The organism is Methylomonas sp. BW4-1 (assembly GCF_052474385.1).
In genome coordinates this window covers 2572561-2590449 of sequence record NZ_CP184125.1, presented here as the reverse complement: position 1 = coordinate 2590449, position 17889 = coordinate 2572561, and the positions used below count along the sequence as shown (strand labels likewise).

General features: G+C 54.2%; 14 protein-coding genes. 5 read left to right on the top strand and 9 right to left on the bottom strand.

The annotated features are described in order from the left end of the window. Positions 1-21: 21 nt before the first annotated feature. The 6 genes from ACH5Y9_RS11975 to ppc all read right to left on the bottom strand — a co-directional run bounded on the left by ACH5Y9_RS11975 (position 22) and on the right by ppc (position 8730). The gene (locus tag ACH5Y9_RS11975) at positions 22-1833 is read right to left on the bottom strand and encodes a TolC family protein (protein WP_445369784.1); all 1812 of its coding nucleotides are present in this window, start codon (positions 1831-1833) and stop codon (positions 22-24) included. Positions 1834-1839: 6 nt separating this feature from the next. Further along, positions 1840-2274: a hypothetical protein gene (locus ACH5Y9_RS11970; RefSeq protein WP_445369783.1), complete on the bottom strand. Its 435-nt coding sequence runs from the start codon at positions 2272-2274 to the stop codon at positions 1840-1842. Then, positions 2258-3151, bottom strand: coding sequence for a biotin/lipoyl-binding protein (locus tag ACH5Y9_RS11965; protein ID WP_445369782.1), 894 nt, complete (start codon positions 3149-3151; stop codon positions 2258-2260). Before ACH5Y9_RS11965 ends, ACH5Y9_RS11970 begins: the two co-directional genes overlap by 17 nt. Further along, positions 3144-5237 (bottom strand): peptidase domain-containing ABC transporter, encoded by a 2094-nt coding sequence (locus ACH5Y9_RS11960; RefSeq protein ID WP_445369781.1) that lies wholly within the window; start codon positions 5235-5237, stop codon positions 3144-3146. Before ACH5Y9_RS11960 ends, ACH5Y9_RS11965 begins: the two co-directional genes overlap by 8 nt. Positions 5238-5258: 21 nt before the next feature. After that, positions 5259-5699 (bottom strand): hypothetical protein, encoded by a 441-nt coding sequence (locus ACH5Y9_RS11955; protein ID WP_415878589.1) that lies wholly within the window; start codon positions 5697-5699, stop codon positions 5259-5261. Between the two features lie 109 nt (positions 5700-5808). Further along, a complete protein-coding gene (gene ppc, locus ACH5Y9_RS11950) occupies positions 5809-8730 on the bottom strand; it encodes a phosphoenolpyruvate carboxylase (RefSeq protein ID WP_445369780.1) in 2922 nt (973 codons plus the stop codon). A 112-nt stretch (positions 8731-8842) separates the two neighbouring features. Here ppc and nhaR point away from each other — a divergent pair, with 112 nt between their 5' ends. The 3 genes from nhaR to fucP all read left to right on the top strand — a co-directional run bounded on the left by nhaR (position 8843) and on the right by fucP (position 13563). Next, positions 8843-9745 (top strand): transcriptional activator NhaR, encoded by a 903-nt coding sequence (gene nhaR, locus ACH5Y9_RS11945; protein ID WP_205453995.1) that lies wholly within the window; start codon positions 8843-8845, stop codon positions 9743-9745. A 347-nt stretch (positions 9746-10092) separates the two neighbouring features. Further along, a complete protein-coding gene (locus ACH5Y9_RS11940; RefSeq protein WP_445369779.1) occupies positions 10093-12285 on the top strand; it encodes a glycoside hydrolase family 3 N-terminal domain-containing protein in 2193 nt (730 codons plus the stop codon). Positions 12286-12306: 21 nt separating this feature from the next. Further along, positions 12307-13563 carry an L-fucose:H+ symporter permease gene (gene fucP / locus ACH5Y9_RS11935; RefSeq protein WP_445369778.1) on the top strand — a complete coding sequence of 419 codons (1257 nt, stop codon included), beginning with the start codon at positions 12307-12309 and terminating at the stop codon, positions 13561-13563. 14 nt (positions 13564-13577) lie between these two features. Here the strand turns inward: fucP and ACH5Y9_RS11930 are convergent, their stop codons facing one another. The 3 genes from ACH5Y9_RS11930 to ACH5Y9_RS11920 are packed head-to-tail and all read right to left on the bottom strand — an operon-like array spanning position 13578 to position 16086. After that, complete coding sequence (locus ACH5Y9_RS11930) at positions 13578-14672, bottom strand: protein-glutamate methylesterase/protein-glutamine glutaminase (protein WP_033156663.1); 1095 nt, start codon at positions 14670-14672, stop codon at positions 13578-13580. Positions 14673-14701: 29 nt separating this feature from the next. Continuing rightward, on the bottom strand, positions 14702-15298 hold the full coding sequence (locus ACH5Y9_RS11925) for a chemotaxis protein CheD (protein ID WP_445369777.1): 597 nt from the start codon (positions 15296-15298) through the stop codon (positions 14702-14704). After that, positions 15295-16086: a CheR family methyltransferase gene (locus ACH5Y9_RS11920; RefSeq protein WP_445369888.1), complete on the bottom strand. Its 792-nt coding sequence runs from the start codon at positions 16084-16086 to the stop codon at positions 15295-15297. Before ACH5Y9_RS11920 ends, ACH5Y9_RS11925 begins: the two co-directional genes overlap by 4 nt. Before the next feature lie 182 nt (positions 16087-16268). Here ACH5Y9_RS11920 and ACH5Y9_RS11915 point away from each other — a divergent pair, with 182 nt between their 5' ends. Together ACH5Y9_RS11915 and ACH5Y9_RS11910 are read left to right on the top strand one after the other, a co-directional pair. After that, the gene (locus ACH5Y9_RS11915; RefSeq protein ID WP_445369776.1) at positions 16269-17477 is read left to right on the top strand and encodes a methyl-accepting chemotaxis protein; all 1209 of its coding nucleotides are present in this window, start codon (positions 16269-16271) and stop codon (positions 17475-17477) included. A gap of 20 nt (positions 17478-17497) precedes the next feature. Further along, entirely contained in the window at positions 17498-17866 is a 369-nt protein-coding gene (locus tag ACH5Y9_RS11910; RefSeq protein WP_033156659.1) for a response regulator, read from the top strand. Positions 17867-17889: the final 23 nt, after the last annotated feature.

Genomic DNA, 17889 nt, shown 5'->3' with positions numbered 1-17889 from the left:
TACATTCACCCACTACCGTGCTTACTGAGCGCTCGCGCTCAGGCCCAAATCCACCCGACTATGCCCCAGTAAAGTGCCGGTAGCAAACGCTAAGTCTATCATCGACACTTGATAATCGCCGATGGCGCGCACTTCGCGTAATTGCGCTTCACCGAGCCGGGTCAGGGTTTCCAGTACCTCGGTCATCGTCCGCAAGCCCTCTTTAAATTGTTTGAGTTCGGCGTCGTAATTCAAACCGGCCAGTACCACGTTCTGCCGGGTGGCTAAAATGCGCTGCCAGTTCTGGCTCATTTGATCCAGCGAGTCGTAGATTTCCCGGCGTACGCTCAATTCCCTGAGTTGTTGCGTAGTTAGACGTTGCATGCGTTCTTGCACGGCTCGATCCAGACGCGCGCGGCGCAGTTCATTGCTGAGTGGGATTTCCATGCGTACGCCCACCGACCAATCCGAATAATTGCCGCTCAAGGTCTGATCAAAAGCGCCACCGTAGGACGACGTGTCGCGGCCCAGTGCGGCGTAGTTGTAATCCAGCATGAACATTGGCAGGGTTTGATTGCTGAGGTAGTCGATTTTGGTCAAGTCAGCGGCCAGCTTCAACTCCAGTTCCAGCAATTCTAAGCGGCCGTCCAGCGCGCGTTGCGCCAGTTGTTCGCGGTCCAGATTAAATTCCAGCAGGGTCGGCGAGGTCTCGGGAATCAGCAGCGTTTGCGAATCCAGATCCAGGCCGGGTGCGTTCAATAATAATTTGAGCTGACGCTGCCGGGTTTTTAAGCTGGTTTCGGCGATGATCAAAGACTCCAGCCGCTCGGCCACGCCGATTTCGGCCCGGTTGATTTCCACGTTGGCTGTCAAGCCTTCCGCCACGCGCTTCCTGACCATGCTCAGATTATTGGAGGCGTTTTCGTATTGCTGGCGGCGCACGTCCAGTTCACCCCAAGCCACATACAGGCTCCAATACGCGCGCTCAACCATCGCCAACACGCGAATTGCCTGTAAGCGGGTTTTCACGTCGACGGCTTGTTGTTCGTAACGGGCGATGCGGATGCCGGCGACGTTATTGGCAATCCCGGCATCGCGCAGTAAGGGCTGGCTGATGGAAAACCGCAGCGCATTTTGATACTGGTCCGAAGCGACACCGCGAAACTGCCGTTTGCCGTCGAACGGTGAACTGACGGTAATTTTCGCGCCGGTACGCAGTGGAATCACGATCCCGGCTTCCATATCCAGCACCTCGGTTTCCTGCGGCACGGCGGTGAGTTTGTCGATTTCGTTTTTCAGCGGCGAAGTGGGGTCCACCGGCGTAAAGCTGACGACATCCAGATTTTGCGCCGGGGTGTTTTTCTTCCCGTATTTGGCTTTGGCGAAGATTAAATCATCGAACTTGGCTTGCTCTTCGCTGACTGCAGTGGCGGCGATTTTCGGATCGGCCTGGGCGATTTTTAAATCCAGGTTATTTTCCAAAGCCATACTGCGCACCGCAGCGATGGACAATTGCTTGCTCGCTTCCGGCGGTACCTTGGGTAATTCCGGCTTCGTCGCACTGGGAGGGGGCAGGATAGTTGTTGACTTGGGCCGGCCTTCCTTAAACTTGGGCAAGGCCTGCTCGACAGTTTGCGGCGGCAGTTGCGAAATGGCCGGTAGCGGTAAACCCTCATCAGGTTTCAGGCGTTCTTCCACGCGCTTGACCAGTTTGCGGTCGGGGCTGGTGTCGAGATATTGTCCGCAACTGACCAGCAAAGGTATCAGCAAGAGTGCGCCGATACGCCGCCGGCAGGCTTGCAAGTGTTTGGCCGTAGCCCCTGATGGGTGTTGACGGGATGCGAAACGATTCATGAGCGCTTATTTCAGTTTTTGCCTGACCAAATCGGTCGCCGGCGCTTCCATAGTCATTTGCGGCGGAAAGGCATTCAGTTGCCGCCACAGTTCGTAAGCCATCGTTACCCGGTTCAACAACACCCAGCCTTTTACTCTCACGCCTTGGCGGGCGAAGCGTTCTGTCGGCCAGGGCCGGTCGTTGGGATCGGGTACGATCAGCACCCGGAATTTACCCTTGCCGTCGTCAGTGGAGTCCACGAAGGCTACTAAGCCACCGAAGGTGCCGACGGCTACTTCCGGCCAGCCGGCGAATTGCAAGGCCGGCCAGCCTTCGAATTGCAGACGTGCATGCCGGCCTGGGGTGATCAATACGGCATCGTTGCCGTCTACCCACAGTTCCACGGCTTTTACATCCATATCCGGCACCAACACCAGCAAGGGATCACCTTGTTCTGACAATGTCGCTCTGCGGATTGGCCAGCAGCCTAAGAATACTGCTGTCGCGCGGCGCTCTGATTTGTTGCGATTGTTGGCGGGACACATCCACTTCGCTTTTTAACAGGCTGCTGCGGCTGTCTTCCAGTTCGCTTTGGGTTTTGTTAGCCGACGCCGTCGCCGAGTCGATACGGGCCTGGGCATCGGCGCGAATTCGGCCGATTTCCGCTTCGGCGGCGCGTTGTTCGGCCAAAGCGCCTTCCAGACTGGCTTGGGCGCTGTTTAGACTGCGTTGCGCGACGATGCCGTCGCGTTGGGCAACTTCGTAATCGCGTTGGGATACCAGGCCGTCGCCGATCAATCTTTGCAGACGCTGGGTTTGCACGCTGGCCGTTTCCAGTGTGGCACGGGCGGAGGCAATGGCTTCACTGGCGGAGCGCGCACGTTGCCTTGCCACATCCAGCCGGTATTGCGCGGTAGCCACTTGTAAATCGCGGGTAGCAATCAAGTTGTCGATTTGCAGGCGATACGCCCGCAGCTCGTCTTCTTTGGCCGCCAATTTTGCCGCGGCTGCCGCGCGTTGTTGTTGCAAGCGTTCCAGCAATTCCGGATCGACATCGGTGATTTCCATTAGCAAATCGCCGGCCTTCACTTTGGCGCCCTCTTTGGCATGCCAACTGACGATACGGCCGGAAACCGGCGCATCCAAGTTCTGTTGGCGTTCCAGCGGCGCAAAGGCGGAGACCCGGCCGATACCGTTGATGTTTTGTTGCCACGGGGTGAGCAGCAGGGCTGGAGGGGTCAACAGAAATAGCCAGACGCAAGCGCGCGCTAAACTGCTGACCAGGCGAGGAGTATGGGCCGCCGATAGCGCGGACAGCCTAATTTGTAACTCAGTCATGGGCGGCTCCCGGCAAAGTGATCTCGCGCCCGCAAAGTGCGGCCAATTCTTTCGAACCGGTCAGCAGCAATAGGGTCCAGGGCGCGTCAGCGGCCAATAGTATTGATGCCAACTGCTGCTGTAACCCGCTATCCAAGCCATCGAGTATGCCATCCACGATCAACAAGGCGGGGCTGGCGATGATGGCTCTTGCCAGCATGACTTGTATGGCTTGGCTGTGGGCAAGTTGCGAGCCGCCGGGACTCATGACGGTATCCAAATCCAAGCTAGTTAAGCCGACTTTGGCCAAGACCTCTTGGACATCGGCAACGCTCAGATTCGCATCGCCAAGCCTAATATTTTCCAGCAGGCTATCGTGAAAAATCTCCAGTCGGCTGACGACGGCGATGTTTTGCCGCAAAGTACTCAGGCGCAATTCATCCAGTGTTTGGCCGTTGATTTGTATCCGGCCGGCTTGTGCTTGCCGCATCCCGCTGATTAGCGACACCAGCGCGGTTTTACCGCTGCCGGGACCGCCTGAAATCGCGACTTTTTCGCCAGGCTGAATCTGCAGCGCAAAATCCGAGAATAATGGCCGCTGCGCGCCGAAGCCGAATTTTAAGCCGCTGATTGTGAGTGACGCCGGACCGTTAAATTCTGCGTCCAACTCGGCCGAATCTTCTAAGGGCAAATCCAGCAAATGGCCGATCTTGTCCGTGCCGGCCATCAAGTCGTAAAAGCCTTCCAGGTGTTTGCCGAATTTGATCAAGGCTAGCAAAGCTGACGAGACGATCAGTTCCGCCGCCACCAATTGCCCCAAAGTTAAATGGCCGTCTATGACCAAGTAGCCGCCGATAGCCAACAAGGCCGTACTGGCGATGGCGTACAGCGCCACGGAGGCGATGACTTGGCCCAGCAGCACGCGGTAATGCTGGCGTTTGGCCGTTAAATAGTGCAGTGAGAGTTGGTCGGTGCGGTTGGCGGCCATTACTGCACCGTTACCGAATTTAAAGGTTTGAATATTCCCGGCAACGCTTTCTAGCCAGGCGACCAAGGCATATTTGCTGATCGATTCCTGAATCGCCGTGGTGACCGCGCCGCGGCCCAACAAAAATACGATGGCAGTGATAGCCAACAGCAACACCACATCGAAGGCTAGCAGGAAGGGGTGATAGAAAGCCAGCATGATCAGGCCGACGCAAGTTTGCACCACGGTGCTCAAACCGTCCAAGAGCAGTGCAGAGCCGGCTTTCTGCAAGGTCAATACATCGAAAAAGCGATTGACCAGTTCCGCGCCGTGTTGACTGTCGTAGGCATCGCTGCGCACCCTGGGCAAGCGATAGGCCAAGTCGGCCGCCAGCCGTACAAAAATCCGCCGCTGCACGATCTCCACTAGATAAGATTCCAGCACAAAAACCGCACCGCCGAAGCTTAGAAAGAAAAACAGTATGGTCGCCAATACGATCAAAGGTTGGCCCATGCCGCCCATCGCTACGGTATTGACCAGCGCTTGCACCGCCACCGGCGAAGCCAGCGCCAACAATCCGGAGCCCAAAGCCAAACCCAACAATAACCAGAGATCGTGGCGATCAGCGCGTAACAGCTCCAGCAAGCGGCTAAATGGCGGCATGTGGTTGTGATGGTCTTGGCTGACGGCATTCTCCAGCGGCGCCTGGGCTTGCACTAACAGCCACTCGCTGATGCCGGCGTCGCTTCGGCCCATTAGTGCGGCGATGTCAGCCGGTTTGACGTAGCGCTCTTCGATCACCTCGCCTTGGGCAAGGGCCACTCTGACTTTGCCGCCGCGAAATCCGCACAACACCAGCCAACCGCAGCCATCCGAGAGGCTGGTGAGCAGCGGCGTGTGCGGGGATGAGGCGTTGGCGGCCGCAATCGGCGTAAGCAGCGTGCTCTCCATATTCAAACCCAAATGGTCACCGATGCGGCTCAGCGCTGTCTGGCTGTCGTCGCTGACTGAGTCCAGCCAACGCTCCCGGATGCCTTGGGCTTGGCTGGGGATTTCCAGCAGGTCGAATAAGAATCCCAGCAAGGTTTGCGTCGACTGTTTTCTGTGCGGGTGTTCCTTGTTTCCGGCGGTGATGCTCATACGTAACGAAATCCTATCGGTTTAAACGAATAACAGCATGGTCTTGCCGAGTATGCCCAGCAAAAGTGTAACCTTTAGTGTGGCAAGCAATTTGGCCGGGCCGGCTTTGGCGCACCAGTTAAGCCAGGCAGTTTCGCATGCCTGGGCGATCACGAGGTAAGCTTTGCACGACAAGCGCCAAACGACGGTGCCGAGCAAGGTTAGGCCGGACCAGAACACGATGAATTCGGCTTGGCGTGGCGTTACCCCGAACACGTGTTCCAAAAAATGCTCGAACAACATCTCGACCACCTCAATGGCCAAGTGCAGAATGTGCCATAGAAAGGGTAGCAAGGTGTCGCCAAATTTATACAAAAATATCAGGGTCAAGATTGCCATGGCAGGCTTGTTTTCAAACAGCCAGCGCCCGGTGTTGATGATGATTACTCTAAACCAGTGTGCCAATGCGTAGGCGTATTGCATGGTTCTCCTCCCTTTTAGAGTCTGCCGAAAAGCCCTTTCCCCTTTTCAGGGGGGGAGCGTCCTTCGACCCGTTCAGGACGGCCGGAATTTCAGGGCCGGGCTAATAACATCAGCCGGTATTGCGCATACCTGCAGCAATCGCATTGATACTGCGCAACAAAGGCTTCATCCACGGGCTGTCCGCGGGATTCTCGGTATTCATTTCCCGCAGCCGCCGGATCAAAAATACCTGGATATAGTTTAGCGGCCCCAGATAAGCATCGCGGCGCTGCAAGGATGCGGCCAAGGCCGGATTCTCCGCCAGCAAGCGGTCAGTGTTGGCTATCTCCAGTATCCACTCCACGCAGCGTTGATGCTCGCCGGCTATCAGGTTGTAAACCCGTTTGCCGGTTTCCGGGTCGTTACACAATTGCGCGTATTCTCGCGCGATGTTCATGTCCGACTTACTCAGCGCCATTTGCGCGTTGCTGAGCAGGTTGCGGAAAAACGGCCAGTCGCGATACATCCGCCGCAGGGTTTCCAGGCGCTCCGGCTTGCCGGCGCACCAGCTGGCCAAACTGAAACCGATACCGTACCAAGCCGGAAACGTCTGCCGCGATTGCGCCCAAGCGAATACCCAGGCAATCGCCCGCACCGAGTTTTTCGAGCGATCCAGTTTTTTGCGGTGCGAAGGCCGCGAACCGATGTTCAAGCCGCCGATTTCGCCGACCGGGCTGGCTTCGTAGAAATAATCCAAAAAGCCGGGCGTGCGTTCGGTCAGGTCGCGGTAGCTTTGCTCGCCGATCCGCGCCAATTCGTCCATGACTGCCAAATCTTCCGCATGATCCGCCGGCACGGCTTGCACCAGGCTGACGCTGGCTTTCAGCAAGCCGGTAACGCCCATGGTTAATTCGTAGACCGCGGTTTCCATATTGTTATACCGATAAAACAGCACTTCGCCTTGCTCGGTGAATTTGATCTGGCCGCGCACGGTGTCGGGCGGCTGGGCCAGAATCGCTTCGTGAGTCGGGCCGCCGCCGCGACCGACAGTGCCGCCGCGGCCATGGAATAATCGGCATTTCAAACCGTAACGCTCACTGATTGCAATAATTTGCCGTTGCGCGCGCGACAAGCCCCAGGCCGACGCCAGGATGCCGCCGTCTTTGCAGGAGTCCGAATAGCCCAGCATGATTTCTTGGCGGTCATCGCTGACCCGCAACAATTCCCGATAACAATCGGTATCGAACAGTTGAGTTAGTACATCGGAAATTCGGTTTAGATCTTCTATGGTTTCGAACAAGGGGCTGACGCCGATATGGCAATGCCAATGGCCGCCGATTTTGCCGACCAAGCCGGCCTGAGCAGCCAGCAGCAAGACTTCCAACACATGACTGGCGGAATGGGTCATGGAAATTACGTATTTACCAAAGCAGTTCGGGCCTATTTCCCGGCGCATTTTCGCCATCACGGTAAACAACTCCAGGGTTTCGCGGTTGGCCGGCGTCAGCGCGGCGGCGTCGAACATCAAACCGCCCGGTGCGGCAATCGCCTCGGCTAATAAGGTGATGCGTTGCGCTTCGTCCAGCGCCAGGTAGTCAATGTTCAATGCGGTTGCCAGAATTTCCGCGACTGCTTCGCTGTGGCGAGTCGATTCTTGCCGCACGTCGAGTTGCATCAAGTGAAAGTCGAACACGTCGGCCAAGCGGATCAGATCGGCTAATTCCAGCTCGGCGATATTGGCGTCGCCGTGGCTGCGCAAGGATGCATCGATCAAACGCAGATCGTCTAAAAACTCGGCCACGCTGGCATAGGCAAGGCGATTGGCTTGTTCCGCTTGGCCCTGTAACTGTTGTTGCACGCGCTGCAAGGTGGATTGCATGCGATATTTCATCAATATCAGTTTGTGCCGGTAAGGTTCCTGCAAATAAGGCTTTTCCAAGTCCGCGACTGCCGCGCCCAGCAGGGCGCGGTCGGCGTGCAGGCTGTCAATAAATTCCGGCGTCAAGTCACAAAGTCCATAAGAATGCGACAACTGGCCGCGCAATTGATCCAGGCGCGCCAAATATTCCTGCATGATGGTTTGCGCCTGCATGCGCAAGGCCAGTTCGGTGGTTTCAGGTTTCACATTCGGATTACCGTCGCGGTCGCCGCCTATCCACGAACCAAAGCGCAGGAAGCTGGGGATGCGGATTTGGCCGGCAACGTCGGCACCAAATACATCGCTAAGCGCCCGTTGCAAGTTCCGGTAAACCAAGGTGGTAGCTTGAAATAGCGATAGCGAAAAATAAAACAAACCGGCGTCGATTTCGTCGGCTACGCCCAGTTTACGGGCGCGCACTTCGTCGGTTTTTAACAGCAATTGAATCTGTGCTTGCAGTTTGTCCAAGGCCTCGCTGCGTTGCTGGCTGCGTAAGCGTGGATCGTCCAAGGCCTCCTGGCTAAGGAAGACATTGCGCAACGCGCTTTTGACTGTGCGGCGTTTGGCTTCGGTGGGGTGAGCGGTCATCACCGGCAAATACAGCATTTCGTCCAATAACACCTGTAATTTATCGGCACTGACGCCGCTGTCGCGTAGTTTAATTAGCGTGTCATGAAACGAGCCGGGCCAATAGCGGCCGGTCTGATTTTGCCGGCGCAACGTTAGGTTATGCGATTCTTCGGCGATATTGAGCAGGCTGAAATAGCCGTTAAACACCCGTACCACTTCGCCTATTTCTTCCGCATCCAGGCCTTCTAGAATCTCCATAAACTGGCGGCGGCGGTTGGCGCTGCCCTCTCGGAGCAAGCTGGCAAACTTGCGTTGCAACTGCGCGACGGCGGTGGCTACTTCCGGTTTGGCTTGGGCGGTGAGCACTTTAGTCAAGATCGAACCGAGCAGGCGTATCGAACTGCGTAATTCTTTGTCGTCGCCGTGAGCATCCGATAAGCGATCACTGAGGATTTGGCTGGCGCCGAGGTTATCCAATTCAAACGCCGACTTGTCATACTCCGCTAATGCGGCTCCGGTACTTGGCGCGATGTCTTCGCTGTGCAGTGCTTTTAGCTTTTGCATGTGCAGTTCTCAGGGTAGGTTAGGGTTGCGTGATAGCCTAGCGCAGCATTTTGATATTGTTAAATAGAATGTTTAGAATTAATTCATCGTAAATTCCTATACATTGAGCGCTATGGAACGTATCAACTACCAACATTTGTTTTATTTCTGGAATGTCGCGCGTGAAGAAAGCATCACTCGCGCTTGCGAGAAACTGCATTTGGCACAACCGACCATCAGCGGCCAATTAGCGGTGCTGGAACAGCAAATCGGCGAAAAACTTTTTTATAAACAGGGCCGTAAACTGGTGCTCACCGACACAGGGCGGGTGGTATTTAATTACGCGGAAGAAATCTTTTCGCTGGGCAGAGAGCTAAGTAACACCTTAAAAGGCCGGCCGACCGGCAGGGCTCTGCGTCTGGTGGTGGGCGTGGCGGATGCGTTACCGAAAATGGTGGTTTACCGCTTGCTGGCACCGGCTTTTCGCTTACCGGAGTCGGTGCAGATTCTTTGTTACGAGGACAAAACCGAGCGGCTTTTGAGTGAGATGGTCATGCAAGGGATGGATATAGTCTTGTCTGATGCGCCGCTGACACCAACCAGTGGCGCCAAAGCATTTAATCATCTGCTGGGCGAATGCGGGGTTACCGTGTTCGGCGCGCCGGCTTTGGCCGCGACCTATAGGCAAAATTTCCCGCGCTGCTTGAGCGGCGCACCGTTCCTGCTGCCCACCGCCAATACTTCGTTGCGGCGCTCGCTGGATCAATGGTTCGACGCCGAAAGCATCAGCCCGGCTATCCAAGCCGAAATTGAAGACAGCGCGTTGATCAAAACCTTTGGCAGTGGTGGCGTGGGTTTGTTTGTCGCACCGAGTAATGTCGAAGCCGAAATCCAAAGCCAATACGGCGTGGAAGCCATCGGCCGTATCGACTCGGTGCATGAACGTTTTTACGCCATCACCATGCGCCGCAAACTCAAGCATCCGGCTGTGACCGCAATTTTGGAGAATGCGCGGGATAAGTTGTTTCCGGAATAACAATCCTGAGAATGGTTCATCCGGTGTGGCAGTTGCCACGAAAAACACCAAGCCAGGCTCTACGCCGCCGCTGCTCTTAAAATATAAGACAGCATCTTCAGGTCTGGATAAACTATTCCGGGTCCCTGATGGGCACTTGCCGCTGACATGAGCGAATTATCGCCGGCTATGATGTGCCGATTTTTACAGATAACTACGAATGCCTTGCTATCGTTGATCGGATTTTTGCCGTGTGGTCGGCAGGTTGATAGAACGATTGCGTAGGCTCGATCAAACCTTAAATCAATCTCTTGAAAACAAAATTAGCTTTTTTAATTCTTTCCTTATTTGTGGTGTTGGAGTCCGGCGTGAGTGCAGAAGAAACAAACGACAATTTTGAAGCGCAGGTTCAGGCCTTGCTGGCGCAAATGAGCCTGGAAGAAAAAGTCGGACAGATGACGCAGATCGACTTTAGCGTGGTTTCGGTCGTGAATGGCGAGGTAGCCGATAATCCTATCGATCAGGCCAAACTGGAGGACGCCATCTTGAATCGGCATATCGGTTCGATACTCAACACGCCGACGACGCCGAATAACCAAACTCAGCCCATCGAAAAATGGCGGCGCATGACCCAAGCGATACGCGATATGGCGGCAAAAAGCCGGCTGAAAATTCCGGTGCTGTACGGTATCGACGCGATTCATGGTGCAACTTACACTGAAAACGCGGTGCTGTTTCCGCAAGCCATCAGCATGGCGGCGACGTTTAATCCCGATTTAGCTTTCAAGGAAGGCGAAGTGACCGCTAGGGAAGTTAAAGCGTCGGGTTTGGATTGGAATTTCATGCCGGTGATGGACATCGGCCGGCAACCGTTGTGGCCGCGCTTGTGGGAAACTTACGGCGAGGACGTACATCTGGCGGTGACGATGGGCAGCGCCTACATCCATGGTCATCACGGCGACGACTTTGCGGACGCCGACAAGGCGCCAACTTGCTTGAAGCATTACGTCGGCTATAGCTATCCCTTGAACGGCAAGGACCGCACCCCGGCCTGGATAGGCGAACGAGCTTTGCGCGAATATTTTCTGCCGGGTTTCGAAGCGGGCGTGAAAGCCGGAGCGCCGACGGTGATGGTCAATTCCGCCGAGGTGGATGGCATTCCCGGCCACGTCAATCATTACTACCTGAACACCATTTTGCGCGGCGAGATGGGTTTTAAAGGCTTTACCGTGTCCGATTGGGCCGACATCAGCCGCTTATACACCCGCGACAAACTGGCGGCCTCGCCACGCGAAGCGGTAAAAATGGCGGTGATGGCCGGCGTGGACATGAGCATGGTGCCGTTCGATTATTCGTTCTACGACTTGTTGCTGGATTTAGCCAAAACCGGCGAAGTGCCGATGACTCGTATCGACGAAGCGGTCTCCCGCATTTTGCGCGTGAAGTATCAAAGCGGTTTGTTCGACAGGCACGAACCGGCGCTGGCCGCGGAAGGCAATTTTCTGACGGAAGACGCAGTTGCTGCGAATCGGCAAGCGGCGCGGGAAGCGATCATTCTGGCGAAAAACGATCAACATATTCTGCCCTTGAGTAAGCAAGCCAGCATTCTGGTCACCGGGCCGACCGCGAATTTGTTGAGCGTAATGAATGGCGGTTGGACCATCACCTGGCAGGGCGCTGCCGAACATTTGTACCCCAAAGACAAACCCACCTTGCTGCAAGCCATTCAGCAAAAAACCAGCGGTAAGGTTACATATGTTGGCGGCAAAAACTTCAGCGACGAAATCAATATCGAACAGGCGGTAACGCAAGCCCGGCAACACGATGTGGTGATTTTGGCGCTGGGCGAAAAAACCTATACCGAAACCGAAGGCAATATCGAATCTCTGCATTTGGACCCGGTACAGTTGCAACTGGCTAGAGCGATTTTCGAAATCGGCAAGCCGGTGGTTTTAGTCACGTTCGGCGGCCGGCCGCGCATCATCACCGAAATTGCCAACAAGGCGCAGGCGGTGGTGTTGGGCTTTTTGCCGGGCATGGAAGGTGGGGCAGCGATGGCCGATATTTTGTTCGGCGACACCAATCCCAGCGGCAAGTTGCCGATTTCCTATCCGCGGGATGTTAACGATATTGTGATGTACGATCACAAGCCGATAGAGGCTTTTGAGAGCAATCAGTATCGGCCACTGTATCCATTCGGTCACGGTTTGAGTTACACCACCTTCCAGACCAGCGGCCTGCGTTTGAGCCAAGACAAGATTGCCATGGGCGAGAATATCGACGTGACGGTTAAGGTGAAAAATACCGGCACGCTGACCGGCAAGGAGACCGTGATGGTTTACCTGCACGATGTCGCGGCCTCGGTTTCGCGGCCGGTGAAACAGCTAAAGGCGTTTAAAAAAGTTGAGTTAAAACCCGGCGCGGAGCAGACCTTGCAATTTAGCTTAACGTCGCAGGATATGTCTTTTATTGGTGTGGATATGCGGCGCATCGTCGAACCGGGCGAGTTTGAGGTGATGGTCGGTAACGAGACCGCACGTTTCCAGGTCCTCAAACCCTAAATCAATATGCGGTATTCGCTCATGCAGGATCAACAACACCTGGGTAGACAGTCATATACGGGCTCATTAGCTATTCTGACTTCGCTATTTTTTATTTGGGGATTTATCACCTGTCTTAACGACATCCTGATTCCGCATTTGAAAGCCGTGTTTACGTTGAGTTACACCCAAGCAATGCTGATCCAGTTTTGTTTCTTCACCGCTTATTTTCTGATGTCGGTGCCCAGCGGCTATCTGGTGGAAAAAATCGATTACAAGGGTGGCATCATCGTCGGTTTGGCGATTGCCGGTGGCGGTTGTTTGCTGTTTTATCCGGCGGCTGGCTTGCATTCCTATCCCTTATTTTTGGGGGCTTTTTTTGTGTTGGCGTCCGGGATTACCTTGCTACAGGTTTCTGCCAACCCTTACGTGACGGTGCTGGGCGATCCGCACACTGCGTCCAGTCGTTTAACCTTGACGCAGGCGTTTAACTCCTTGGGTACCACGCTGGCGCCGTATTTCGGTGCCTTGTTTATCTTGTCCAATGCAGTGAAAAGCGCCGAGGAAATAAAGCTGCTCGACGCCGAGCAATTGTCTGCGTATCAGGCCGCGGAAGCGGCGGCGGTGCAGAATCCGTATTTATGTCTCGCGGCAGTCTTGTTTTTCATGGCGGCAGTGTTTGCGATGTTGAAGTTGCCTAAGATTAACCAGCAAGCCGAGGCAACCGGCCCAAATGCAGTGGATGGCAGCGCCTGGCAATATTCGCATCTGGTATTGGGCGCCGTGGCGATTTTTGTCTACGTCGGCGGCGAAGTGTCGATCGGCAGCTTTCTGGTTAACTTTCTCGGCGAGCCGCATATCGCTGGTTTGGCGGAGCAAGAGGCCGGCAAATACGTGTCGTTTTATTGGGGCGGGGCGATGGTCGGCCGGTTTATTGGATCGGCGGTGATGCAGAAAATCCATCCCGGCAAAGTGTTGGCCTTTAACGCCTTGGCTGCGGCTGGTTTGGTGTTGGCGACGATGTTGGGCAGCGGCACACTGGCTATGCTTACCATCCTGGCGGTAGGTTTGTGCAATTCCATCATGTTTCCCACCATTTTTTCGCTGGCTTTGACCGGCTTGGGCAGGCATACCGGCCAAGGCTCCGGCATACTCTGCGCCGCCATCGTCGGTGGGGCTATTTTACCGTTGCTGCAAGGCGCGTTTGCGGATCGTATCGGTATACAGCACGCCTTTTTTATCCCTGCTCTTTGCTACTTGTATATCGCTTATTACGGTTATCGCTGTCGCCGGTTGTAGATAAAAACGCGCTTTTAACCTTTCAAGAATTTTGCCCGATTCGGCGATTGCATGATCAAGTTCGGGATAGCCGATAGCGGCAGTTCGCCGTCGGTGCCGCCCAGTTTCACTGCTTCTTTGGGCATGCCGTAAACCACGCAGCTGGCTTCGTCTTGAGCGACGCACAGCGCGCCAGTATCGTGCAATTCCTTCATGCCGTGGGCGCCGTCGTCGCCCATGCCGGTCATGATTATGCCCAGTACGTTTTTGCCGGCAGCTTGCGCGGCCGAGCGGAACAACACATCCACCGACGGCCGATGGCGGCTGACTAAGGGACCATCCTTGATTTCCACCCGGTATTGGGCGCCGCTGCGGCGCAACAGCATGTGTTTGCCGCCCGGAGCGATCAAAGCCAGACCGGGAATGACCCGGTCGTTTTGCTCGGCCTCTTTAACTGTAATTTGGCACAGGCTGTCCAGCCGTTTGGCAAACGCGGCGGTAAATGCCTCCGGCATGTGCTGAACAATGACGATACCCGGCGTGGTACGGGGTAATCGCGTCAATACGTATTCCAGAGCCTGGGTGCCGCCGGTTGATGTGCCAATTGCGACGACGCGGTCGGTGGTTTCCGTCATCGAGATCAGGCTGGTCGGGGAAATGACGGCGTCGGCGGTTAATTTCGGGCTGCCATCCAGAGGTTTGCCGCTTGGGATAGCCGATTTTTTTAGTCTGGCATGCGCAGCACCTTTAATCGCATCCGCCAGCAGGGTTTTCGAATCTTGCAGAAAGCCCTTCAGGTTGACGGTCGGTTTGGTGATGATGTCGACGGCACCGGCACTCATAGCCTGCATCGTCACTTCCGCGCCCTTGGCTGTGAGCGTCGAACAGATCACGACCGGCGTGGGATGTTCGTGCATCAGCTTCTTCAGGAACGTGATGCCGTCCATGCGTGGCATTTCGATGTCCAGGATGATGACATCCGGCCAGTCTTTTTCCATGCGTGTTAAGGCGAAGATGGGGTCCGGCGCGGCGCCGATCACTTTGACGCCAGGCAGGCTATCGAGCAATCCGGTTAATACCTGCCGGACCACGGCGGAGTCGTCGACAATAAATACTTTTGTGTCTGTCATAGTGTTGCCTGTTAATGGTCTTGGATGATTTACCAGAATTCGGCACTGCTTCTGGATTTTTCATGTTCGTCGATATTTTTCTTCCAGTAGCGGCGCTCTTCGTTTTCAAGAGACAGTTGCTGATTTTGGTCGATTTTTTTGATAAACACCGAATAATCAGTGCCGACGAAATGGACGTTTCGCCCGATATTGCCGCCTAAACAGGCACTAAGCATAGGAATGTTTTCTTTTTTTAAAAACTCTTTGATGAATAAAACATTCACGTCGCCCACGGTTTCCTTGCGGTTTTTGTCTTCTCGCAGTTTTAACACGTTGCCGCCGCCAAAGCATTTGGCTTGTAGATTGAGCCGGTTGGCGCCGAGCTTCATCATTTCGTTGATCAGTAATTCCATCGCATAAATGCCGTAACGGCCCTCTTCGGATTCGATGATAGGCATGTTTTTGGAGTAGGAACGATAAGCCAGCAAAAAATGATTCATGCCAAATACCCGATTGATCGGGTCATATAGGCAGGCAGCCACGCACGAGCCCAATAGTGTTGAAATGACTTCCGGCCGGCGGGAGGCATAGAATTCGCCCGGATCGATGACGATACGCTGGGTATCTCGGAAGGGCAGGATTTTCATGGTTTCCGGTAGATAGAAGGCTTCAGCATTTTTAACTGTTCGGTGACCCGGTGCAGGCTTTCCGAATGACTGATGATGAAATGTCCGCCAGGCTTTAGCGCGGTAATCAGTCGTTCGACGACCTGCTTTTTGGTGTCTTGGTCAAAATAGATTAGAACATTACGCAGAAAAATTACGTCGAACCTCCCCAATGTATGCGGCAGTGAACTCATCAAATTAACCTGATCAAATTTGACGCGGCTGCGTAGTTTGTTGTCCACGCGAAAAAAACCTTCCTGGCTGCGCACGCCGCGTAAACAATATTTTTCCAATAGGCGTTTGTCCATATGGTCCAGCCTATCCAGTGGATAGACGCCATGGCGGGCAACTTCCAGCACTCGCGTGCTCAAATCGGAGCCGAAAATCTCCCAGTTGTGCGCGCCTAGGTTCTCCGCTAATACCATTGCCAGAGTATAGGCTTCTTCTCCTGTCGAACTAGCCGCGCTCCAAACCCTAAAATGCTCGCCGCGCCAGGTCTTAAGAATGTGCTGTTGAAAAAATTCGAAGTGCTTTGGCTCCCGAAAAAAATACGTTTCATTGGTGGTCAGAATGTTGACCAGAGTTTGAAATTCATGGGGGTAATCGGGACTGATAGCCAGTTGGTAGTATTCCCCGTAATGTTCTAGCTGGTAATAATCGAGCCTTTTGGCCAGCCGGCTGGCTACCATGACTTTCTTTTCCGGTGTCAGAGCGATGCCGGCATGGTCGTAAATCAAACGTCTGAAGCGTTCGAATTCTTCGGTTGTGATCGGGGCAATAGTAATAAAACCGTCTCCGTTAGTAAGGATATGTGACGTAATTATGTCAGTAAATAATTACAGGAAGTGCTGAGGACTTAACATTACCGAAAAACCTAAGATGGTAGTGGGTTGAATGCAAATTTAAAACTCTCTACTATCTTTAACATACCCAAAACCCAGACGGAATTCCCATGCTTCGAAAACCTTATCCTGTAGCCAAGAGCCCCGGTCCACTTGGTTTTTATCTGTTGACGGTGGGGTTGGGAGTGACAGGTGGATTGTTGGCCTGCGTGCAAACCGGTTTCAGTTTGATCAGCTTGGGAGCTACCGCCGCGCTTGGTTTTGCCGGCGTCCTGATTGGGTCTACTTTGTACAATAAACAGCAAACCGCTCTGAATGAAGCTAATAACGCCTGGCGTGGTGACGAAGATTTAAAACTGCAAGAGCTTGAAGCATACGCCATCGAGCTGGAGCGTTTGTTTCTGCAAGTAGTGCCCATTTTGCTCAGACAAGTACAAACATCCAGAACGCATACCGAACAGGAAATCACCGTGCTGACCAGCCGTTTCGCCGCTATGGTTAATCAATTGGAGAGACTGATTTCCGGCGGTGCGCAGAATCGTCAAGGTCGTAGCGTGGATGTGTTATTCGGCGAAACCCGGGATGCTTTGACGGCAGTGTTAAAAGTTTTAAGTGAAATCCAGGACGTTGAGCATGCGGTAGTCGACGAGGTTCGTAAATTGTCCGCACATACCGGTCAACTGGACACGATGGCGCAGGAAGTGCGCAAGGTCGCCGAACAAATCAATTTACTGGCGCTGAATGCGGCTATCGAAGCCGCCCGCGCAGGCGAAAATGGCCGGGGTTTTGCGGTTGTAGCCGACGAAGTCCGTAAACTGGCCGGATTTTCGTCTTCCACCGGGGAAAAGATCAGCCACGCCATTGCCGATATCAACAAAGCCATGGCCTCGACGTTGAAAATGTCCGAGGCATCCGGCTCTTCCGATGATAAAGCGATCCGCGATGCCGAACACGCCATCCGCACCGCTCTTGACGATTTGCGGGTGGCTTTGGATATGTTCAGAAACGATGCGGATCAATTACGGGGCAATAGCGCGCAAATTCGCGACGAGATTTTCTCGGTGTTGACGGCGTTCCAGTTTCAGGATCGGGTTAGCCAAATGCTGTCGCATGTCGAACATAATCTAAACAGCCTGCAAACTGCGGTAGATGCCACGCGCAGCAGCGGCGAGCGCCAAGCAAATAGCTTGGATGTCGGCGCCACATTGTCGAGAATGGAGCTTAGTTACACGATGCCGGAAGAGTTGTTGAATCACTCTTCAAGTGCGGCGGTCAGTCACCAAAGCACTTCCGCCAACGATGAGATTACATTTTTTTAAATTTGATGAAGGATTGACCAATGGCTAAAACCATCATGATTGTTGATGACTCGGCATCCATTCGACAGGTTGTCGGCATTGCCCTAAAGGGTGCCGGCTACGATGTGATTGAGGCCTGCGACGGCAGGGATGCACTGAGTAAATTAACCGGACAAAAAATCAATTTGATCATTACCGATGTGAATATGCCAAATATGGACGGCATAACCTTTGTGACGGAAGCCAAAAAACTCCCGGCATACAAATTCACCCCGATGATGATGCTGACTACCGAAGCCGCCGACGATAAAAAACAGGCTGGCAAGGCCGCCGGCGCGAAAGCCTGGCTGACCAAACCGTTTCAAGCCCCCACTTTACTCGACGCGGTGTCCAAATTGGTGTTGCCTTAAAAACAACTCCATTGCACAAGGGG

What these genes read in the sequence shown, in the direction of transcription:
- ACH5Y9_RS11975 (WP_445369784.1), bottom strand. Translation starts at nt 1,833, where the DNA reads ATGAATCGTTTCGCATCCCGTCAACACCCATCAGGGGCTACGGCCAAA.
- ACH5Y9_RS11965 (WP_445369782.1), bottom strand. Translation starts at nt 3,151, where the DNA reads ATGACTGAGTTACAAATTAGGCTGTCCGCGCTATCGGCGGCCCATACT.
- fucP (WP_445369778.1), top strand. Translation starts at nt 12,307, where the DNA reads ATGCAGGATCAACAACACCTGGGTAGACAGTCATATACGGGCTCATTA.
- ACH5Y9_RS11925 (WP_445369777.1), bottom strand. Translation starts at nt 15,298, where the DNA reads ATGAAAATCCTGCCCTTCCGAGATACCCAGCGTATCGTCATCGATCCG.
- ppc (WP_445369780.1), bottom strand. Translation starts at nt 8,730, where the DNA reads ATGCAAAAGCTAAAAGCACTGCACAGCGAAGACATCGCGCCAAGTACC.
- ACH5Y9_RS11955 (WP_415878589.1), bottom strand. Translation starts at nt 5,699, where the DNA reads ATGCAATACGCCTACGCATTGGCACACTGGTTTAGAGTAATCATCATC.
- ACH5Y9_RS11910 (WP_033156659.1), top strand. Translation starts at nt 17,498, where the DNA reads ATGGCTAAAACCATCATGATTGTTGATGACTCGGCATCCATTCGACAG.
- ACH5Y9_RS11930 (WP_033156663.1), bottom strand. Translation starts at nt 14,672, where the DNA reads ATGACAGACACAAAAGTATTTATTGTCGACGACTCCGCCGTGGTCCGG.
- nhaR (WP_205453995.1), top strand. Translation starts at nt 8,843, where the DNA reads ATGGAACGTATCAACTACCAACATTTGTTTTATTTCTGGAATGTCGCG.
- ACH5Y9_RS11960 (WP_445369781.1), bottom strand. Translation starts at nt 5,237, where the DNA reads ATGAGCATCACCGCCGGAAACAAGGAACACCCGCACAGAAAACAGTCG.
- ACH5Y9_RS11915 (WP_445369776.1), top strand. Translation starts at nt 16,269, where the DNA reads ATGCTTCGAAAACCTTATCCTGTAGCCAAGAGCCCCGGTCCACTTGGT.